The following is a 16,385-nucleotide window of genomic DNA, read 5'->3' as shown; positions in this document are numbered from 1 at the left end:
TAGGCTTCGCAGCCAAATTTTTACCGCCCCTTAAGTCCTGCCCCTTATGATTAACAATGCCCGTAAACGAATGGTTACCGGCGGCGAAAATTTTAGGGATTTGTTTCCTTTTTTGCCGGGAAACCGTGGACGCGTCTGTTGGTCGGGCCTTTTCGGGCTGCAAGGGGGCGGTTTGATGGGAGAGTGTGCGTGAATTGGAGTATCGAATCATGAAATCACGTGAAAACCTGGTTCGGCTGAAGCAGTTTCAGGTGAATGAGAAACGCCGCCAGCTGCTGCAGCTCGACATGATGATTGCCGAATTCGATCGCATGGCCGGAGAACTGGAGTTCCAGATCAACGCCGAGGAAAAGAAGGCCGGCATTACCGATATCAATCATTTTGCCTACCCGACCTTCGCCAAGGCTGCCCGCCTGCGCCGCGACAACCTCAAAAATTCGCAATCCGACCTGCTTCAACAGCGAGCCGCAGCCGAATCATTACTCGGCGAAGCTGAAGCGGAGCTTTCCAAAGCCGAAATGCTCGAATCACGCGACAGCAAGAGCCGCGAGATCGAAAGCGACAACCGCAGCGCCATGATCGGCTGAGACAGCCGGTCCTATCTGGCCGACCGCCGGCACGCCCTGGACGCGAAACAGCGTCCGGGCCGGCACAAAAAATACGTTTTCCGTCACATTATCGCTGCCAGAGCGGCAACAAAGCGCCCGCATTCGATGGCGGATTGCTGCCCGGACGGGCGGCTTTTCGAATCGGGAGACGACTTCATGACAATTTCGCTGACACGGCGCTCGATGCTGGCTGGCTCGCTTCTTGCTGCCCCTGCCCTGATGGTGGCGCGGACGGCATTGGCCGACGTAAAAGACGCCGCAGCGCAACTGCGTGCCCTTGAGAAGAAATATGGCGGCCGGCTTGGCGTCGCCATCCTCGACACGGCAACTGGAACCAGGATCGAGCACCGCGCCGACGAGCGTTTTGCCCTGTGCAGCACCTTCAAGGTCCTGGCATCGACAGCTGTCCTGGCCCGCGTCGATAAGGGCGAGGAAAAACTCGACCGCCGCATCACATATGAGAAAAAGGATCTCGTCACCTACTCGCCGGAGACCGAAAAACATGTCGGCAAGAAAGGCATGACGCTTGCCGAACTGTGCGAAGCGGCAATCACCCTCAGCGACAACACCGCCGGCAATCTTCTGCTGGCCAGCTTCGGCGGGCCGGCCGGGCTGACTGCCTATGCACGGTCGCTTGGTGACGAAGTGACCCGGCTCGATCGCATCGAGACTGCGCTGAACGAAGCAAAGACCGGCGATCCGCGCGACACGACAAGCCCCGCGGCGATGCTGGCGGACCTGCAGAAACTGGTGCTTGGCGATGCCCTGTCGCCTGCCTCGCGAGATCAGCTCAAGACGTGGCTTCTGGCCAACAAGACCGGTGACAAGCGCCTGCGCGCTCACCTGCCCAAGGATTGGAAAGTCGGCGACAAGACCGGAACCGGTGACAATGGCTCGGCCAACGACGTCGGCATCCTGTGGCCACCCAAGGGCGGGCCTATCATCGTTTCGTCCTACTTTGCCGAATCGTCGGCATCGACGGACGAGAAGAACACCGTTCATGCCGAAGTTGGCCGCATCGCAGCGTCCCTCGTCTGACAGGCATCGCTCGGCAGCCTTGCGGGCAAATCTACAAGGCTGCCGAGACACTCTCCGAATCAGACGATGCCTGCTTGCGGGCTTCGACGATCTCGGGAACGTGACGTTCCGACCACGCTCTGATCTCGTTGAGCAGGCCTGCCAGATTGCGGCCAAGCTCGGTCAATTCATATTCCACCCGCGGCGGGATTACGGGAAAAACCTCACGCAGCACCAACCCGTCGCGCTCCAGCACGCGCAACGTCTGCGTCAGCATCTTTGGCGTGATGCCCTCGACCTTGCGCGCCAGCTCGCCATGACGGCGGCGGCCGAAGCTCAGCGCGCCGACAACGAGATAAACCCATTTGCTCGACAGCATTTCAAGAACCGTATGCGACATGCATTCGCGGCGGAATGCGTCGTAGCCGAAGGGCTTGTCCGGATCATTGCTATACATGGAGTACCTATATATCCAAATTGTGCATACTGGACAATGGATAATTACTATCCAAATGATAGTGACGTGATCGTAAAAACAGGAGATTGCATCATGCGCGCTATCACTCAGAAGACCGCCGGCGGACCGGAAGTCCTTGAAATCGAAGACCGCCCCTCACCCGACCTCGGCCACGGCGAGGCAGTCGTCAAGGTCAAGGCGGCCGGCATCAATCCTGTCGATATCGCGGTGCGCGGCGGCTTCTATCCGCTGCTTGGCGAACCACCCTTCACCATCGGCTGGGATATTTCCGGCATTGTCGAAGAAGCTTCCGAAGGTGGCCGTTTCAAGGTCGGCGATGAAGTATTCGGCCTGTCGCGCTTTCCCAGGCAAGCAGCCGCCTATGCGGAGGAAGCTGCGATCTCGGAAGACGAGTTCGTTCGCAAGCCCAAAACGCTCGATCATATTCACGCCGCGGCCCTGCCTCTTGCCGGCCTGACCGCGTGGCAAGGGCTGGTGGGCGCCGGCGGCCTGAAGGAAGGGCAGCGCGTGCTGGTCCATTCAGGCGCGGGCGGCGTCGGTCATCTAGCGGTGCAGATAGCCAAGGCGCGCGGCGCTTATGTCCTGGCGACTGCCAGCGCGGAAAAGATCGATTTCGTCCGCTCGTTCGGCGCCGACGAGGTCATCGACTACAAGGCTTCCGATTTCACCAAGGAAGCGCGCGACATCGACATCGTGTTCGAGACCATCGGCGGCGACCATGCCGCACAGTCGCTCAAGTCGCTGCGAAAGGGCGGCGTACTCGTGTCGCTGCTCGATCCCGGCGAAAAGACGCGCGCCGAGGCGCCGGCACTCGGCGTGCGCGTCGAACGTATTTCCGTCGTTCCCGATCGTGAGGGTCTTGAGGAACTCGTCCGTCTCGTCGAGACGGGCAAACTCACCGTCCACGTCGAAAAGACCTTCCCGCTCGAACAGGCGGGCAAGGCGCATGAATTCCTCGGCACCCGGCCAAAGGGCAAGGTGGTGCTCGCGGTCTGATCGATACGATCGACAAAGAAAACGGCCGGACTTGCGGTTCGGCCGTTTCGCTGGTGCCTAGAAAATCAATGTCGATATTGCTGGATACGGGTGGTCCGCAGTCCGGCCAGGCCATATTCGTCGATCGATGCCTGCCAGGACAGAAATTCTTCGGTCGTCAGTTTATAGCGCTGACATGCTTCTTCGAGGCTCAAAAGTCCTCCGCGAACGGCCGCAACAACTTCGGCCTTGCGGCGAATGACCCAACGACGGGTATTCGTCGGCGGAAGATCGGCAATGGTAAGCGGGCTGCCGTCAGGCCCAATAACATATTTGACACGCGGTCTAACCAGATCGGTCATAGTACTCTCTACACAAAACTTAAAGACCCAATCACAACCACATTACCGCCACAGCTTTAAAAATTGCCTAAACCGATGGTAAGCCTTGAGTAATGTTCGTGAACCTTTTGTTAACCATGAAGCGGCCCACTGGTGTTGCTGCATGGTGCCAGTGAAAGTGTTAAAAACCTCATCTCATGTGGCACAAACGCCAACTGTGGCGCTTTGTGGCGGCTTGACCTATATTCCCGTCGTTGGCATGAAGCGCCCGAACAGCTGAAACGGACCATCCTTTTATGAACAGCCTGGACCTTCCCGGACGTCCTGAAGATACACGCGTCGTGGTTGCGATGTCGGGTGGCGTCGATTCGTCTGTCGTGGCCGGCATCCTGAAACGCGAAGGCTACGACGTCGTTGGCGTAACGCTCCAGCTTTACGATCATGGCGCAGCCACCCACCGCGCCGGCTCGTGCTGCGCCGGTCAGGATATCGACGATGCCCGCCGCGTCTCCGAGACGCTCGGCATCCCGCATTATGTGCTGAATTACGAGGAACGCTTCCGCAAGGCGGTCATCGATCCCTTCGCCGAGAGCTATGTCTCCGGCGAAACGCCGATCCCTTGCGTGTCGTGCAACCAGACGGTCAAGTTCGCCGACCTTCTCGAGACCGCGCGCGAACTCGGCGCCGACGCGCTGGCGACCGGCCATTACATCCGCTCGCGCGCCAATGGCGCCCACCGCGCGCTCTACCGTCCGGTCGATGCCGACCGCGACCAGAGCTATTTCCTCTTTGCCACCACGCAGGAACAGATCGACTATCTGCGCTTCCCGCTCGGCGGCCTGTCGAAGCCGGAGGTACGCGCCATCGCCGAGGATCTCGGGCTTTCGGTTGCCACCAAGCAGGACAGCCAGGACATCTGCTTCGTGCCGCAGGGCAAGTATTCGGACATCATCGCCAAGCTGAAGCCGACCGCCGCCAACCCTGGCGACATCGTTCATATCGACGGGCGCGTGCTTGGCCGCCATGACGGCATCCTTCGCTATACCATCGGCCAGCGCCGCGGCATCGGCATCGCTTCGGGCGAACCGCTCTACGTCGTCCATCTCGACGCCGAGCGCGCCCGCGTCATCGTCGGCCCGCGCGAGGCGCTGGAAACGCACAAGATCTACCTGCGCAACATGAACTGGCTGGGCGACACACCGCTGGGCGAGATCGGGCCGGAAGGCATCGAGCTTTTCGCCAAGGTGCGCTCTACCCGCCCGCCGCGTCCTGCCGTACTTCACAATCGCGACGGCGCGATCTTTGTCGAGCTTGGCGACGGCGAATCGGGCATCGCGCCGGGCCAGGCCTGCGTGCTCTATGTCGATGACGGCAATGACGCCCGCGTGCTCGGCGGCGGCTTCATCGAGCGTTCCGAACGGGGTGCCGAGGCCGAAGCCATGCTGACGAAGCTCGCCGCGCGCTCGAACACGATCGCTGCCGAGTAACAAGCTCCGGATAAAACAAGACAGGACTGGCGGCGGTGTATCACCACCGCGCGCCAATAGGCTCAACCGTGCGTGACTGTCCCGGCAGTCAGGATGCGAAGCACGGTGATTGCTTCCTCACCGCTGGTGCGCGGCTCGGCCCGTGTCTGGATGCACGACAGGAAGTGCTCCAGCTCGCGCGTCAGTGGCATGCCGCCTTCCACCGGAATGTAGGTCGGTTCATTGGCGGTAAACGCCCATTGGCCGCTATCCTGCCAGACGGCATGGCGGTAGACTGCAAGCTTGCGCTCCCACGGCTCGACATCGTCGAACACCGCCATGGCCCGCGTGCCGACCACAGTCAGCCGCCGCTCGCGGTAGGGATTGAGGCGCGAAGTAAACAGATGGCTGCGCAGCCCGTTGGGGAAGCGCATGTGCAGATGGGCAAAATCGCTCTGGTGATCCAGAAGGGCGGCACCCTCGCCGCGTATTTCCGTCGGCGCCGAACCGGTGATCGCCAGGATCATCGACAGGTCATGCGGCGCCAGGTCCCACAGCGCGTCATTTTCGGTATGGAACTTTCCGAGCCCGAGACGGTGGGAGTGAATGTATTTCACTTCGCCCAGCTCACCATTGTCGATCAGCTCCTTGAGCTTCTCGAAGGCTGGATGGAAGCGCAGCACGTGACCGGTCATGAAGATGCGCTTGTTGGCCTTTGCCGCGGCGACCGCGCGCTCCGCATCCGGAACGGTCAATGCGATCGGCTTTTCGACCAGCACGTCCTTGCCGTTTTCCACAGCCTTTATCGCCGCTTCAGCATGAAACTGCGGTGGCAGCGCCATGACGATGGCGTCGATATCCTTGCGGGTGAACAGGTCGTCAGGCTCGATGGCGAGGCAATCCTGCTCCGAGGCAAAGCCTTCGGCACGCGCCTTGTTGGCGTCCGAAACCGCATGGAGGACACCAAGGCCCTTTAGAGTGCGGATATGGTTCGCGCCCCAATATCCGCATCCCAGAACTGCAATTCGCGGTTTCATCAAATTATGAACTCAATAAATAGGTGGCGGAGACATAACGGCGCGCCGTTTCGAACTCAACCCCGCCCGCTGAATCAAATGGAATGCCAGAAAGGATTTCTTTGCATCAATTCTTGAAGTCGCACCGGCTCTCGGCGCTTGACAGCCCTACCGTCGCGACCTTATATCCGCCCGACCTTCGGCGAAGCTACGAGATGCCCGCGCAATTGTGGCAAATTTTCGGACCTTCGCTCCGTGGCGGGATAGCTCAGTTGGTTAGAGCACGGGAATCATAATCCTGGGGTCGGTGGTTCGAGTCCACTTCCCGCTACCATCGCTCCCACTGAAACCAGTGGGACTGCTCCTTGGAGCAGTGGCGGAACAAAATCGAGTTCGGCTTGCAGACGATTGCGCTCCGCCTTAGCGACTTTGATCCTATCCCGATTTCTTCGGCTTCCATTAGACCTTTCGTTACCGCGTCCACGATACGATCGATCTCGCGCTGCCGGGCTGCGATATCCCGTTCCAGTCGGGATCAACAAACGATCGTGCATCAACGCCACGGCGATCCGCCAAGCCACGGGCACCGATAACAAGCACGACCGCCGCTTCAGGTCCAAGGTCCAACAGCTATCGGGCAAGTTCCGCGATCAGTCGCTGGATAAACCGCTCTCCGGCTGCCAGTTGCTCAACCTCGATATACTCATCGACCTGATGGGCCTGCGCGATGTCGCCCGGTCCCACAACGACCGTCGACCAGCCTGCATTCTGGAAAATGCCGCCTTCCGTCGCATAGGCAACGACCGCCGTATCGTTAGCGCCCGTCAGCGCAAGCGCCAGCGCCTCCGCATTGCCGTCCGGTTCCGGTGCAAGGCCCGGAACGGATGAGAGATCCTCAATCTCGATGCCTGAATTCGGGGTAATGGCTTTCATCGCTGGCTCTATTTCAGTGCGCGCAAAATGCTCGAACCTGTCGCGGAAACCCTGTCCGGTCTCCTGCGGAATGGCGCGGATGTCGGTGATGAAGCTGCAGGATTCGGCCACGATGTTGCCCGCCACGCCGCCATTGATCACGCCGCAATGCAAGGTCGTATAGGGCGGCTCGAAAGTGCCGGGCGCGGGGCGGCGGCTGTTGTCGGCCAGCGTGTCGTCCAGCCAGGTCACAAGCCGGGCCGCGATCATGACGGCGCTTACGCCGGTATCGATTCGGCTGGAATGGACCGCGTGCCCGCGCACATGGGTGTTGAAAGCGACGATCCCCTTGTGCCCATTGACCACGCGCATGCGCGTCGGCTCGCCCACGAAGACCGCCCGAGGCACGGCTATTGTCTCGGCCATCTTTTCGACCAACGACGGCGCACCCTTGCACCCGACTTCCTCGTCATAGGAAAGAGCGATGTGGATCGGCGCCTTGAGGTCTGCCACGAGCATATCCGGCACGGCAGCCAAGGCGAGCGCATTGAAGCCCTTCATGTCGCATGAACCCCGGCCGTAGAGCCGGCCGTTGCGTTCGGTCAGCAACCATGGGCTGTTCGTCCAGCCCGCTTCAAGCGCCGGCACGACATCGGTATGGCCAGACAGCACCACTCCGCCGGGCGCCATCGGGCCGATCGTCGCGAAAAGATTGGCCTTCGAGCCATCCTCGTTGAAGATCACCGTCGAGGACACGCCGTGTTCGGCCAGATAAGCTTTGACGAATTCGATCAGTTCAAGGTTGCTGTCCGACGAAACGGTCGGAAAGGCGACGAGGCGCTCCAGCATCTCCTTCGGTGTCATTCGGTTGGGTGAGGACATGCGAATCCTTTCGGTAGGCAGTAGCTCGGCAAGCGATCACCGGATATGGCAGGAACATCGAAGGGAAGGCTTAGCAGTCAATGACAAGATCGCCGCGCGGGATGGCCTGGCAAAGCAGCACCTGCCCTCGCGCCAGAAGTGGCTCTTCGCCCGCCGGATAGTCGGCGCTGCCGCTGACGACGCGCTGGACGCAGGACTGGCATTCCCCGTTGCGGCAGGAATACTGGACGTCAATGTCGTTCATCAAGGCGAGATCCAGCAGCGATCCGCTTTCAGGTTTCCACGTCACGCGCTTGTCGGAGCGCGCGAATTCTACGGTGCAGGGCGCATGGCTCGCCGTCCCGCCCGACAAGGCGCCTGCCAGACCGCCGCTTTTCGGTTCGAATGCTTCGATCCTGATGCTTTCGGGCGCAGCGCCAAGGTCGATCAGCCCTTGCCTGAGCGATGACATGAACGCGTCAGGGCCGCAGATGTAGAAATCGGCATCGGCGATCGGCACATGCGCGGCAATGGTATGCGCATCCAGCCGGCCCTTATGGTGACAGGTGTCGCCGTCTTCCGGCTGAGAATAGGCTGTAAGCAGCCTGATGTTGCTGCTCGCCTGCCCTGCGATCTGCAGCGCCTCCTCGCCGAACAAATGATGCCTAGCACTGCGGGCCGCGTGGACGAACCAGACGTCGCGTCCTGCATCTTCGCGGGCCAGATGCTCGGCCATCGGCAGAAGCGGCGTGATGCCGACGCCCGCGCTGACAAGCACCACCGGACGCAGCGGCGCACTCTCGAGCACGAACTGCCCGCCCGCCGCGCCGAGGAACACCTCATCTCCGACCGCGACCGTATCGTGCAGCAGGTCCGACACACCGCCACCGCCGATGCGGCGCACGGATATGCGCAGCGACTGCGCGTCGGGAGTGCCAGAAACGGAATAGCAACGCCGCCGCTGCGGCTGGTACTCATCCTTGGGCAGGGACACGCTCACATATTGCCCAGGCGCAATCGATCCAATCGGCGCATTGTCGCGAGGCTTCAGCACGAAAGACACCACGTCGGGGCTTTCGCGCTTTCGTGCAACGCAGCTGAAACTGCGCCGACCGCTCCAGGCGACCGGGCGCGAATCCGTCCATATCCGCGATCGCGCAAAGGCCGCCGAACAGTGGAAGTAAATCTCTTCGGGATGCACGCTCAACCGGCGCTGCCCGTCCGGCTGGGTGCTCACCTCGCGATAGGCACCGTTCAGGCGTATGTTGTCGGACCGGCCCGGCTCGGCAGCCAAGAGCGCGAATGTGGCGGAATGCGGTGTGGCGGACGCTACTGAGCCTTCGTGGCTGACATCGAGCAGGAGGGACTGTGTGTTCGTGTCGGGATCGAGCCGAAGCGGCGACCCGCCCACAAGGTCCATCAGGATCTCGCCCATATCGCTTTCATGCGCGAAGACGATGAACCGCGCATCGTCGATAAAACCCATGAAGCCGGGGCCGGCGGTGTTGTAGACCTTGGTCTGCACCAGCGGGCTCGGCGTCCCGTAAAAGTCTCGCAGGCCGGCCTCGGCAAGACGGCTTTCGGCGGCAGCATCATAGAGAACCGGCTTGCGCCCGCCCTCGGCCTGCCATCGGCCATCCCTGGCGTAGATATCGAGCACGTCCAGCGGCGGCTTCCTGTCGGCAGGATCGATCCAGAAGCCGCTCCTGGCGAAAGCCTTGCTTGGCACGAACTCCATCCGGGCCGGCGTCAGCACAATGACGCTCAGCGGGCGGTTCTCGTCGGCGGGAAAGGCGGCGATGTCTTCCTCGCTTCGCGACACGCTCGCGCGTGCGGCAATCCGCAGATAGTCCTCAGAGCGGCGGTTGAGCAGGACCAGCGCGACATCGGGATTGCTCAGCACATTGCCGATCGTGTCCAGCCTGCGGTTGCCGACATAATCCGGGAGCAGCAGGGCGCCATCGTCGCGCAGCCGGACCACCGAGGGCTGACCACCGCGCGGGGAGACATCCATCGCGCCCTCGGCATTGCGTGAAGCAATGAAGAGCAGCGTGGACTTCTCGATGAAGGCGCGCGTGTGGTCATCCATGATCGTCGTCCACATTCATGTTCGCTACGCTACAGGCTTTCCCATGCCCTAGACGGCAGCGCCGGTCATTTCGCGCGATGCAAAGAACTCCCTCCCCGGCACGGCTTGGAGCAGTCGTCTTGTATAGTCGGCACGTGGTGTGTCGAAGAGTTCGGCCGCCGGTGCCTGTTCGACGATGCGGCCGTGTTGCATGACGACGATGCGGTCGGCGATCTCGCGGGCGACGCGCAGGTCGTGGGTGATGAAGAGCATGCTGAGCCCCATCTCGGCCTTGAGCTCCGCCAGAAGCTGCAGCACCTGCGCCTGCACCGAGACATCGAGCGCCGAGACCGCCTCGTCGGCAATCAGGCAGACGGGATCGAGCGCCAGGGCTCGCGCAATACAGATGCGCTGGCGCTGCCCGCCGGAGAATTCGTGCGGGAAACGGTCGAGGGCGTGAGCGCCCAGGCCGACCCGTTCGAGCCAGCGTTTGGCGATGGCTTCGGCCTCGGTGCGAGAGGTGCCGAAGGCCATGGGCCCGCGAACGATGCTCTCGCCGATCTTCAGGCGCGGATCGAGCGAGGCGTAAGGGTCCTGGAACACGATCTGCGTGCGGCGGCGGAACTGCCGCAGCGCCTCGCGGCCCATGGCGTTGACCGGGGCGCCGTCGAACAGGATCTCGCCACCGTCGGGCTCGATCAGGCGCAGCACCATGCGCGCCAGCGTCGACTTGCCCGAACCGCTCTCGCCGACCACCGCCAGCGTGTCGCCCCGGTTCAGGACAAGGTTGATCCCGTCGGCTGCGACGACCCGGCGCGGGGTAGCAAAAAAGCTCTGCCTGGTCGTGAACACCTTGTGCAGGCTTTTGATCTCCAGCAGCGGTGCCTCGCGGCTTTCTGCCTTGCGCACCGCCCCCCTGCCCGGTACGGCATCCAGCAGCTCGCGCGTATAGTCCTCGCGCGGTGCGCTCAGGACCTCGGCTGCCGGACCTTCCTCGACCACCCGGCCATGACGCAGCACGATAACGCGGTCGGCAATGTCGGCGACCACGCCGATGTCATGGGTGATGAACAAAACCCCCATGCCGCGCTTTTCCTGCAGGCTGCGGATCAGGTCGAGTATCTGGCGCTGCGTCGTCACGTCCAGTGCGGTCGTCGGCTCGTCAGCAATCAGCAGGCGCGGATTGTTGGCGAGCGCCATGGCGATCATCACGCGCTGGCGCTGGCCACCCGAAAGCTGGAACGGATAGGCAGCCGAAAGCGTCGCGGGATCGGGCAGGCCGACCTGGCCGAACAGCTCCTGTACCCGGGCATCGACGGTAGCCGTACTGGCTGCCGGATCGTGGGTGCGGATCGCCTCGGCCACCTGCGCGCCCGCGCGCGCCAGCGGGTTCAGCGCAGTCAGCGGCTCCTGGAAGATCATCGCGATCTCGCCACCGCGGAGCGCACGCATCTCGCGGGGTGCAAGTTGCAGCAGGTCACGCCCACTGAGCTGGATCGCCCCATTGAGCGCCTTCACCTTGTTCGGCAGCAGCCCGAGGATCGCATGCGCGGTCATCGACTTGCCCGAGCCGCTTTCGCCGACAAGGCAGACGATCTCATTGGGATTGACGGTCAGGCTGATCCCGTCCACGGCGCGGGCGCGGTCGGCGCCGTCCGGCAGGCCGACGACGAGGTTTTCGATGGCAAGCAAGGCTTCGGTCATGCCCGCGATATCCTCGGGTTGAGTGCATCGTTCAGCGCTTCGCCGACCAGGTTGATGGCGACAACCGTCAGCAGGATGGCAATGCCGGGAAAGACGCTCATCCACCAGGCCTGGCGGATGACGGTGCGCCCGGACCCGATCATGTAACCCCAGCTCATGTAGTTGGGATCGCCAAGTCCCATGAACGACAGCCCGGCCTCGATCAGGATTGCCGCCGCCACGGTGAGCGAGCCGGCGACGATGATCGGCGAGATGGCGTTCGGCAGCACATGGCGCACGACGACCGACAAGGTGGACTGGCCCTGGCAGCGCGCCGCCTGGACGAATTCGCGCTGCGCCACGGTGCGCACCTGCGCCCGCGTCAGCCGCGACAGCGGCGGCCAGCTCACCAGCCCGATCGCCAGGATGATGGTGCCGATCGACGGCGTCAGGATCGCCACCAGAAGGATCGCAAGCACGAAGCTCGGGATGGTCTGGAAGATCTCGGTGAAGCGCACGATGACGGCATCGACCGCACCGCCGGCATAGCCCGAGATGCAGCCGAGAAGCACGCCGATGCACAGTGCCGTCAGCGTCGAGGCCAGCCCGATCAGGATCGAGACCCGCGCGCCATGGACGATCCCGGACGCGATATCGCGGCCGAGCGTATCAGCGCCCAGAAGCATGCCGTTCTCGCCCGGACGGCTGAAGGGTATGCCGGTCATCTCCCACGGCGAAGCGGGATAGACCAGGGGTGCGACCACCGCCATCAGGCAGACGAGGCCCAGAAGCACCAGCCCGACGATGCCGGCGGGGCGCCGCAGAAAGGTGCGGATGATATCCTTCATGTCGACACTCCCTAATGCGCGCCGACGCGCGGGTCGATCAGCCGGTGCAGGAGATCGGTCAGCAGATTGACCGCGATCACCATGACCGACATCACCAGGAACAGGCCGAGCAGCACCGGATAATCCCGCGCCGTGACCGCGTCGAAGGTCAGGCGGCCAAGCCCCGGCCATGAGAACACCGTCTCCACCACCACCGCGCCGCCGATCAGTGCGCCTGCCTGAAGTCCGGCAAAGGTCACCACCGGCACGGCTGCGTTGCGCAGCATGTGGCCGCGCAGGATGCGGCCTTCGGTCAGCCCTTTGGCGCGTGCGGTGCGGACATGATCCTCATGCGATATCTCGATCAGCGAGGACCGCATGAGCCGCGTGTAGACGGCCATATAGATCGCCGAGAGCGTCACCGCCGGCAGGATCAGATGCCGCGCCACATCCATCGCATAGCCGAAGCTGCTGTAGCTCGCCGCCCTGATGTTCGCATAGCCAAACGCCGGCAGCCACTCGAGCTGGACCGAGAAGATCAGAACCAGCATCAGCCCGAGCCAGAACACCGGCGTGGCGTAGAGCAGCAGCGACACCAGCGAAATCGCCAGATCCGACCATTTGCCGTGCCTGAGCCCGGCAAATGCGCCGAAGAACACGCCGCCGATCAGCGACAGGAAGAACGCCGTCAGCGTCAAAAGCAGCGTCGGCCCGAGCCGGTCGAGGATCAGGTCGCTCACCGCCCGGCGTTGCCGGTAGGAGTAACCCAGGTCGAACCGCACAACCTTACCCAGATAGGTGCCGAGTTGCACCAGATAGGGCTGGTCGAGCCCATACTCGGTACGAACCTGCTCGATGAACTTCACATCCGTATCGCCCGACTGACCCGCAATCACCAACGCAGGATCGCCAGGCGCCGAATGGACGAGCACGAAGTTGATCGTCGCGATGACGAGGATCGTCAATATGATCCCGGTAAGCTTGGCTAAAAGACTGGAAATGATCGGCATCAGACGTATTGCGACCTTTGAATTTGCTGTTCGCCCTGCTGCGCGAACCCCAGCAACTGGTCGAGGACGCCAAGAAACAGCCCGGCCCCGACCGGGATCAGTTCGTCGGGAAAATCATAATCGGGATTGTGAACCATCGGCCGGTCCGTGCCGGAGCCGATGAACAGGAGCGCCGACTTCGAGCAGGATCCGAAAAGCCCAAAATCCTCCGCGCCCCTGATCGGCACATAGTCCGTCACGCGTGAGAGGTTCATGCGCGTTGCAGCGTTATCGAAGACTGCCGCAGCCTCGGGGTCATTCACGCAGGCCCGGAAGAAGTTATGCGTCGAGTGCGTGAGCGTAAGACGCTCTTCGGCGGCGACCGCGCGCACCATCTCCAGCACGTCCTCAACCAGAGCCGGCATCCCGTCGCTCTCGGGCCTGCGGAGGGTCATGCAGATTTCGGCCGAACCCGGGGTGATGCCGAAAACAGGCTTTCCCATCTGGACGCTCGTCAGTGTCACCCGGCGGAAGCCCTGCGCGACGACATCGCCCGCCTCGAAAGTCTTCAAGGCCGTGATGATGCGGGCGACCGCTGCCGCCGGCGAAATGCCGGTTTCAGGCATCGAGGCGTGGGCGGTCTTGCCGACGAGTTCGATGCGCAGGCCCATCGAAGCGCAGGTGATCTGGCCCGCGGCGACAGCAACATGGGCGAGCGGCAGGCCGGGCATGTTGTGGATCGCGAAGGCGTGGTCCGGGGTGATCCCGGCGAATTTCGGATCGGCGAGGACTGCCTCGGCGCCATGGGCCGTCTCTTCGGCGGGCTGGAAGAGCAGCACGGCCCTGCCCCGCGCGGGCCTGTGCCGGGCAAGGTGGCGGGCAACGCCAGCCATCATCGTCATGTGACCGTCATGGCCGCACATATGCGCCTTGCTGTCGTTGCGCGAGCGGTAGGGAAGGTCCGAAATCTCTTGGATCTGAAGCGCGTCCAGCTCGCAGCGCAGCAGGACTGTCGGTCCCGCCTCGGCACCCTCGTAGACCAGCGCAACGCCGTGACCGCCGAGCTCCGTGACGACCTCGTCGGGTTTGGTGTCGGCCAGGAAGGAGACCACCTCGCGGGCGGTCTCTACCTCTTCGCCGGAAATTTCCGGAAACTGATGCAATTTGTGTCGCCACGTCTGCAGAACGGCAATTTCCGCGTCGTCAAAATATGGGGTCATGTCGGCCAACGGCCTCCTTTATCGCGGCAGCCAGCCGCATCGGACGAATGAGCGCGGGACCGACCGGACCCGCTGCACGGCCATGCGCCGGCACCCTTCCGGGCGCCGGCGCATCGCCAGAATGATCAAGCTGCGAAGTGGGTCGTGCCGAAGTTGGCGTTGACCCCCGTCGACGAGGTTACGACCTCCTTTAACCGGTTGTCGTAGATCGTCGGATACTTCTGCTCGCACAGCCAGAGGACCGGCATCTCCTCGACGAGCAGCTGCTGGACTTCCGTGTAGTAGGCCTGACGCTTTTTCTCATCGAGCTCCACGGCCGCCGCTTCGAATAGCTCGTCCACCTTCGGATTTGAATAGCCGGCGGTGTTGGAGAACATGACGCCCTTGCGGATATTGGAAGAGATGTAGGTGCGTGCCACGCCAAGTGCGGGATCGCCGTTCTGGTAGAGCTGGTTGCCGCTGATGTCGAAATCGCCGTTGCTCACGCTGGCGACCCAGCCGGCGAGGTCGTTGCTCTGCAGCTCGATATTGACCCCCGCCGCGCCGCAGGCCTGGCGAACATATTCCGCGATCCGCGTCCAGACCTCGCCCGCTGGCACCATCGTGAACTTCAGGGTGACGCGCACGCCGCCAGCGCCGGGCTTCAAACCCATTTCATCAAGCAGCGCGACCGCCTTCTCGACGGAGTGCTCATAGGTCTTCACGTCCGAATCGTAGAAGCGCATCGAAGATGCAATCGGCCCGGTGGCCGCATTGGCAAGACCGAACAGGATGCGGTCGCGCACGAATTCACGGTCGATCAGATGCGTCAGCGCCTGGCGGAAGCGCTTGTCGTCCATCGGCGGACGGCGGCAGTTCAACTCGATCCACACCATGGGCGAGAAGTACTCGTAACCGTCGGTCGTCATCTCGAGATGCGGCAGCGCAGACAGGCGCGCGGCGTCGAAGGGCTCGATGTCCTGCCACTGTGCAAGCTGCGTCTCGCCCTGCTCGAGCGAGACAGCGCGCGAGGCCGCGTCTGGAATGACGCGATAGTAGATCTCCTTCAGCTTCGGCTGGTCCGGCCGGTAGTAGTCATCGACCGCCGTGAGGTGGATGTGCGAACCCTTGACCCATTCATTGAGCCGGAACGGCCCGGTGCCGATCGGCGGCTGTTCGGCGCCATCCTTGCGATAATCCTTCCCTTCCAGAAGATGGCGCGGCACCATCGGCGCGGAAGCCGTCTCGAAGGCCATGATGAAAGCCGGGAAAGGCTGCTTCAGCTTGAAGACGACCGTGAAGTCGTCAGGCGCCTCGATGCTTTCGCAACGGTCGAAAACGGCCTTTGCGCGGGGATGCGTTTCAGGCAGAAGCGACTTGCAGGAGAAGATGACGTCCGCTGACGTGAAGGGCTGGCCGTCATGCCATTTCGCGTTCTGAACCAGCTTGAACGTATAGGTCAGGCCGTCCTCGGAAATGTCCCAGGTATCGGCGAGCAATGGCTGCGGCGTGAGATCCTTGGCATAGGAAAGCAAACCCTCATAGAGCTTGCCGCCCACGACGCCGGTCGGCGTCTGCTGGTTGATCCCCAGGTTCAGGATCGGTGGCTCGGGCTGGATGATCGCCGTCAGCGTCTCACCCACCTCCTGACCGAAAGCCTGCCCCACGAAAGCGGTCGAGCCAAGGGTGGCCGCCAGCATCATGTTGAATTCCCGCCGATTCATTTCATCTCTCTCCTTTTTCAATCAAAACGCTGCCGGTGTACGGTGCGCTGCGGTTCCCCGACCGCTTATTTCTTCGTGACGGTCTTGTTCTGGTGGTCTGCAAACAGCACCTCGACGGACTTGCCGAGGACTTTGCCGCCAAACTCTTCGACGGCCATCTGAGCCGCGGTCACCGCAACTCTTCCGGGATTATTCATTCACGTTCCTCCCTCATCCGTTCT

At 62.3% G+C, this 16,385-nt stretch carries 15 protein-coding genes and 1 tRNA gene; 5 read left to right on the top strand and 11 right to left on the bottom strand.

The window, feature by feature from the left end; all coding sequences use genetic code 11:
• The first annotated feature begins 209 nt into the window (after positions 1-209).
• Both WBQ96_RS25595 and bla read left to right on the top strand, forming a co-directional pair.
• Positions 210-587 carry a flagellar export protein FliJ gene (locus WBQ96_RS25595; protein WP_091918304.1) on the top strand — a complete coding sequence of 126 codons (378 nt, stop codon included), beginning with the start codon at positions 210-212 and terminating at the stop codon, positions 585-587.
• Positions 588-764: 177 nt separating this feature from the next.
• Positions 765-1,646: a class A beta-lactamase gene (bla, locus tag WBQ96_RS25590; RefSeq protein WP_336555416.1), complete on the top strand. Its 882-nt coding sequence runs from the start codon at positions 765-767 to the stop codon at positions 1,644-1,646.
• 31 nt (positions 1,647-1,677) lie between these two features.
• On the opposite strand, the gene WBQ96_RS25585 is transcribed toward bla, so the two are convergent.
• Entirely contained in the window at positions 1,678-2,082 is a 405-nt protein-coding gene (locus WBQ96_RS25585; RefSeq protein ID WP_336555414.1) for a winged helix-turn-helix transcriptional regulator, read from the bottom strand.
• A 93-nt stretch (positions 2,083-2,175) separates the two neighbouring features.
• On the opposite strand from WBQ96_RS25585, the gene WBQ96_RS25580 reads away from it, so the two are divergent.
• Positions 2,176-3,099, top strand: coding sequence for an NADP-dependent oxidoreductase (locus WBQ96_RS25580; protein WP_336555412.1), 924 nt, complete (start codon positions 2,176-2,178; stop codon positions 3,097-3,099).
• A 65-nt stretch (positions 3,100-3,164) separates the two neighbouring features.
• On the opposite strand, the gene sciP is transcribed toward WBQ96_RS25580, so the two are convergent.
• Positions 3,165-3,440 carry a CtrA inhibitor SciP gene (gene sciP / locus WBQ96_RS25575; protein WP_006203587.1) on the bottom strand — a complete coding sequence of 92 codons (276 nt, stop codon included), beginning with the start codon at positions 3,438-3,440 and terminating at the stop codon, positions 3,165-3,167.
• A 275-nt stretch (positions 3,441-3,715) separates the two neighbouring features.
• On the opposite strand from sciP, the gene mnmA reads away from it, so the two are divergent.
• Complete coding sequence (gene mnmA, locus WBQ96_RS25570) at positions 3,716-4,906, top strand: tRNA 2-thiouridine(34) synthase MnmA (protein ID WP_119821500.1); 1,191 nt, start codon at positions 3,716-3,718, stop codon at positions 4,904-4,906.
• A 62-nt stretch (positions 4,907-4,968) separates the two neighbouring features.
• Here mnmA and WBQ96_RS25565 read toward each other — a convergent pair whose 3' ends face one another.
• On the bottom strand, positions 4,969-5,922 hold the full coding sequence (locus tag WBQ96_RS25565; RefSeq protein ID WP_336555233.1) for a Gfo/Idh/MocA family protein: 954 nt from the start codon (positions 5,920-5,922) through the stop codon (positions 4,969-4,971).
• A gap of 236 nt (positions 5,923-6,158) precedes the next feature.
• On the opposite strand from WBQ96_RS25565, the gene WBQ96_RS25560 reads away from it, so the two are divergent.
• A tRNA-Met gene (locus tag WBQ96_RS25560) sits at positions 6,159-6,235 on the top strand.
• Between the two features lie 296 nt (positions 6,236-6,531).
• Here the strand turns inward: WBQ96_RS25560 and argE are convergent.
• The 8 genes from argE to WBQ96_RS25520 form a co-directional block, all read right to left on the bottom strand.
• Complete coding sequence (argE, locus tag WBQ96_RS25555; protein ID WP_336555231.1) at positions 6,532-7,695, bottom strand: acetylornithine deacetylase; 1,164 nt, start codon at positions 7,693-7,695, stop codon at positions 6,532-6,534.
• A 70-nt stretch (positions 7,696-7,765) separates the two neighbouring features.
• A complete protein-coding gene (locus WBQ96_RS25550) occupies positions 7,766-9,763 on the bottom strand; it encodes an FAD-binding oxidoreductase (protein WP_336555229.1) in 1,998 nt (665 codons plus the stop codon).
• A gap of 48 nt (positions 9,764-9,811) precedes the next feature.
• Positions 9,812-11,446 carry an ABC transporter ATP-binding protein gene (locus tag WBQ96_RS25545; protein WP_336555227.1) on the bottom strand — a complete coding sequence of 545 codons (1,635 nt, stop codon included), beginning with the start codon at positions 11,444-11,446 and terminating at the stop codon, positions 9,812-9,814.
• Positions 11,443-12,273, bottom strand: coding sequence for an ABC transporter permease (locus WBQ96_RS25540; protein ID WP_336555225.1), 831 nt, complete (start codon positions 12,271-12,273; stop codon positions 11,443-11,445). Before WBQ96_RS25540 ends, WBQ96_RS25545 begins: the two co-directional genes overlap by 4 nt.
• Before the next feature lie 11 nt (positions 12,274-12,284).
• The gene (locus tag WBQ96_RS25535) at positions 12,285-13,262 is read right to left on the bottom strand and encodes an ABC transporter permease (RefSeq protein WP_336555223.1); all 978 of its coding nucleotides are present in this window, start codon (positions 13,260-13,262) and stop codon (positions 12,285-12,287) included.
• Entirely contained in the window at positions 13,262-14,461 is a 1,200-nt protein-coding gene (locus WBQ96_RS25530) for an amidohydrolase (protein WP_336555220.1), read from the bottom strand. Before WBQ96_RS25530 ends, WBQ96_RS25535 begins: the two co-directional genes overlap by 1 nt.
• Before the next feature lie 125 nt (positions 14,462-14,586).
• Positions 14,587-16,164, bottom strand: coding sequence for an ABC transporter substrate-binding protein (locus WBQ96_RS25525; protein ID WP_165121212.1), 1,578 nt, complete (start codon positions 16,162-16,164; stop codon positions 14,587-14,589).
• A 65-nt stretch (positions 16,165-16,229) separates the two neighbouring features.
• The gene (locus WBQ96_RS25520) at positions 16,230-16,361 is read right to left on the bottom strand and encodes a hypothetical protein (protein ID WP_336555217.1); all 132 of its coding nucleotides are present in this window, start codon (positions 16,359-16,361) and stop codon (positions 16,230-16,232) included.
• Positions 16,362-16,385 lie beyond the last annotated feature (24 nt).

Source organism: Mesorhizobium sp. CCNWLY176, from assembly GCF_037153935.1.
Lineage (GTDB): Bacteria > Pseudomonadota > Alphaproteobacteria > Rhizobiales > Rhizobiaceae > Mesorhizobium_M > Mesorhizobium_M zhangyense.
The sequence above is the reverse complement of the archived record's forward strand: the minus strand, read 5'-3'. Positions and strand labels throughout refer to the sequence as shown.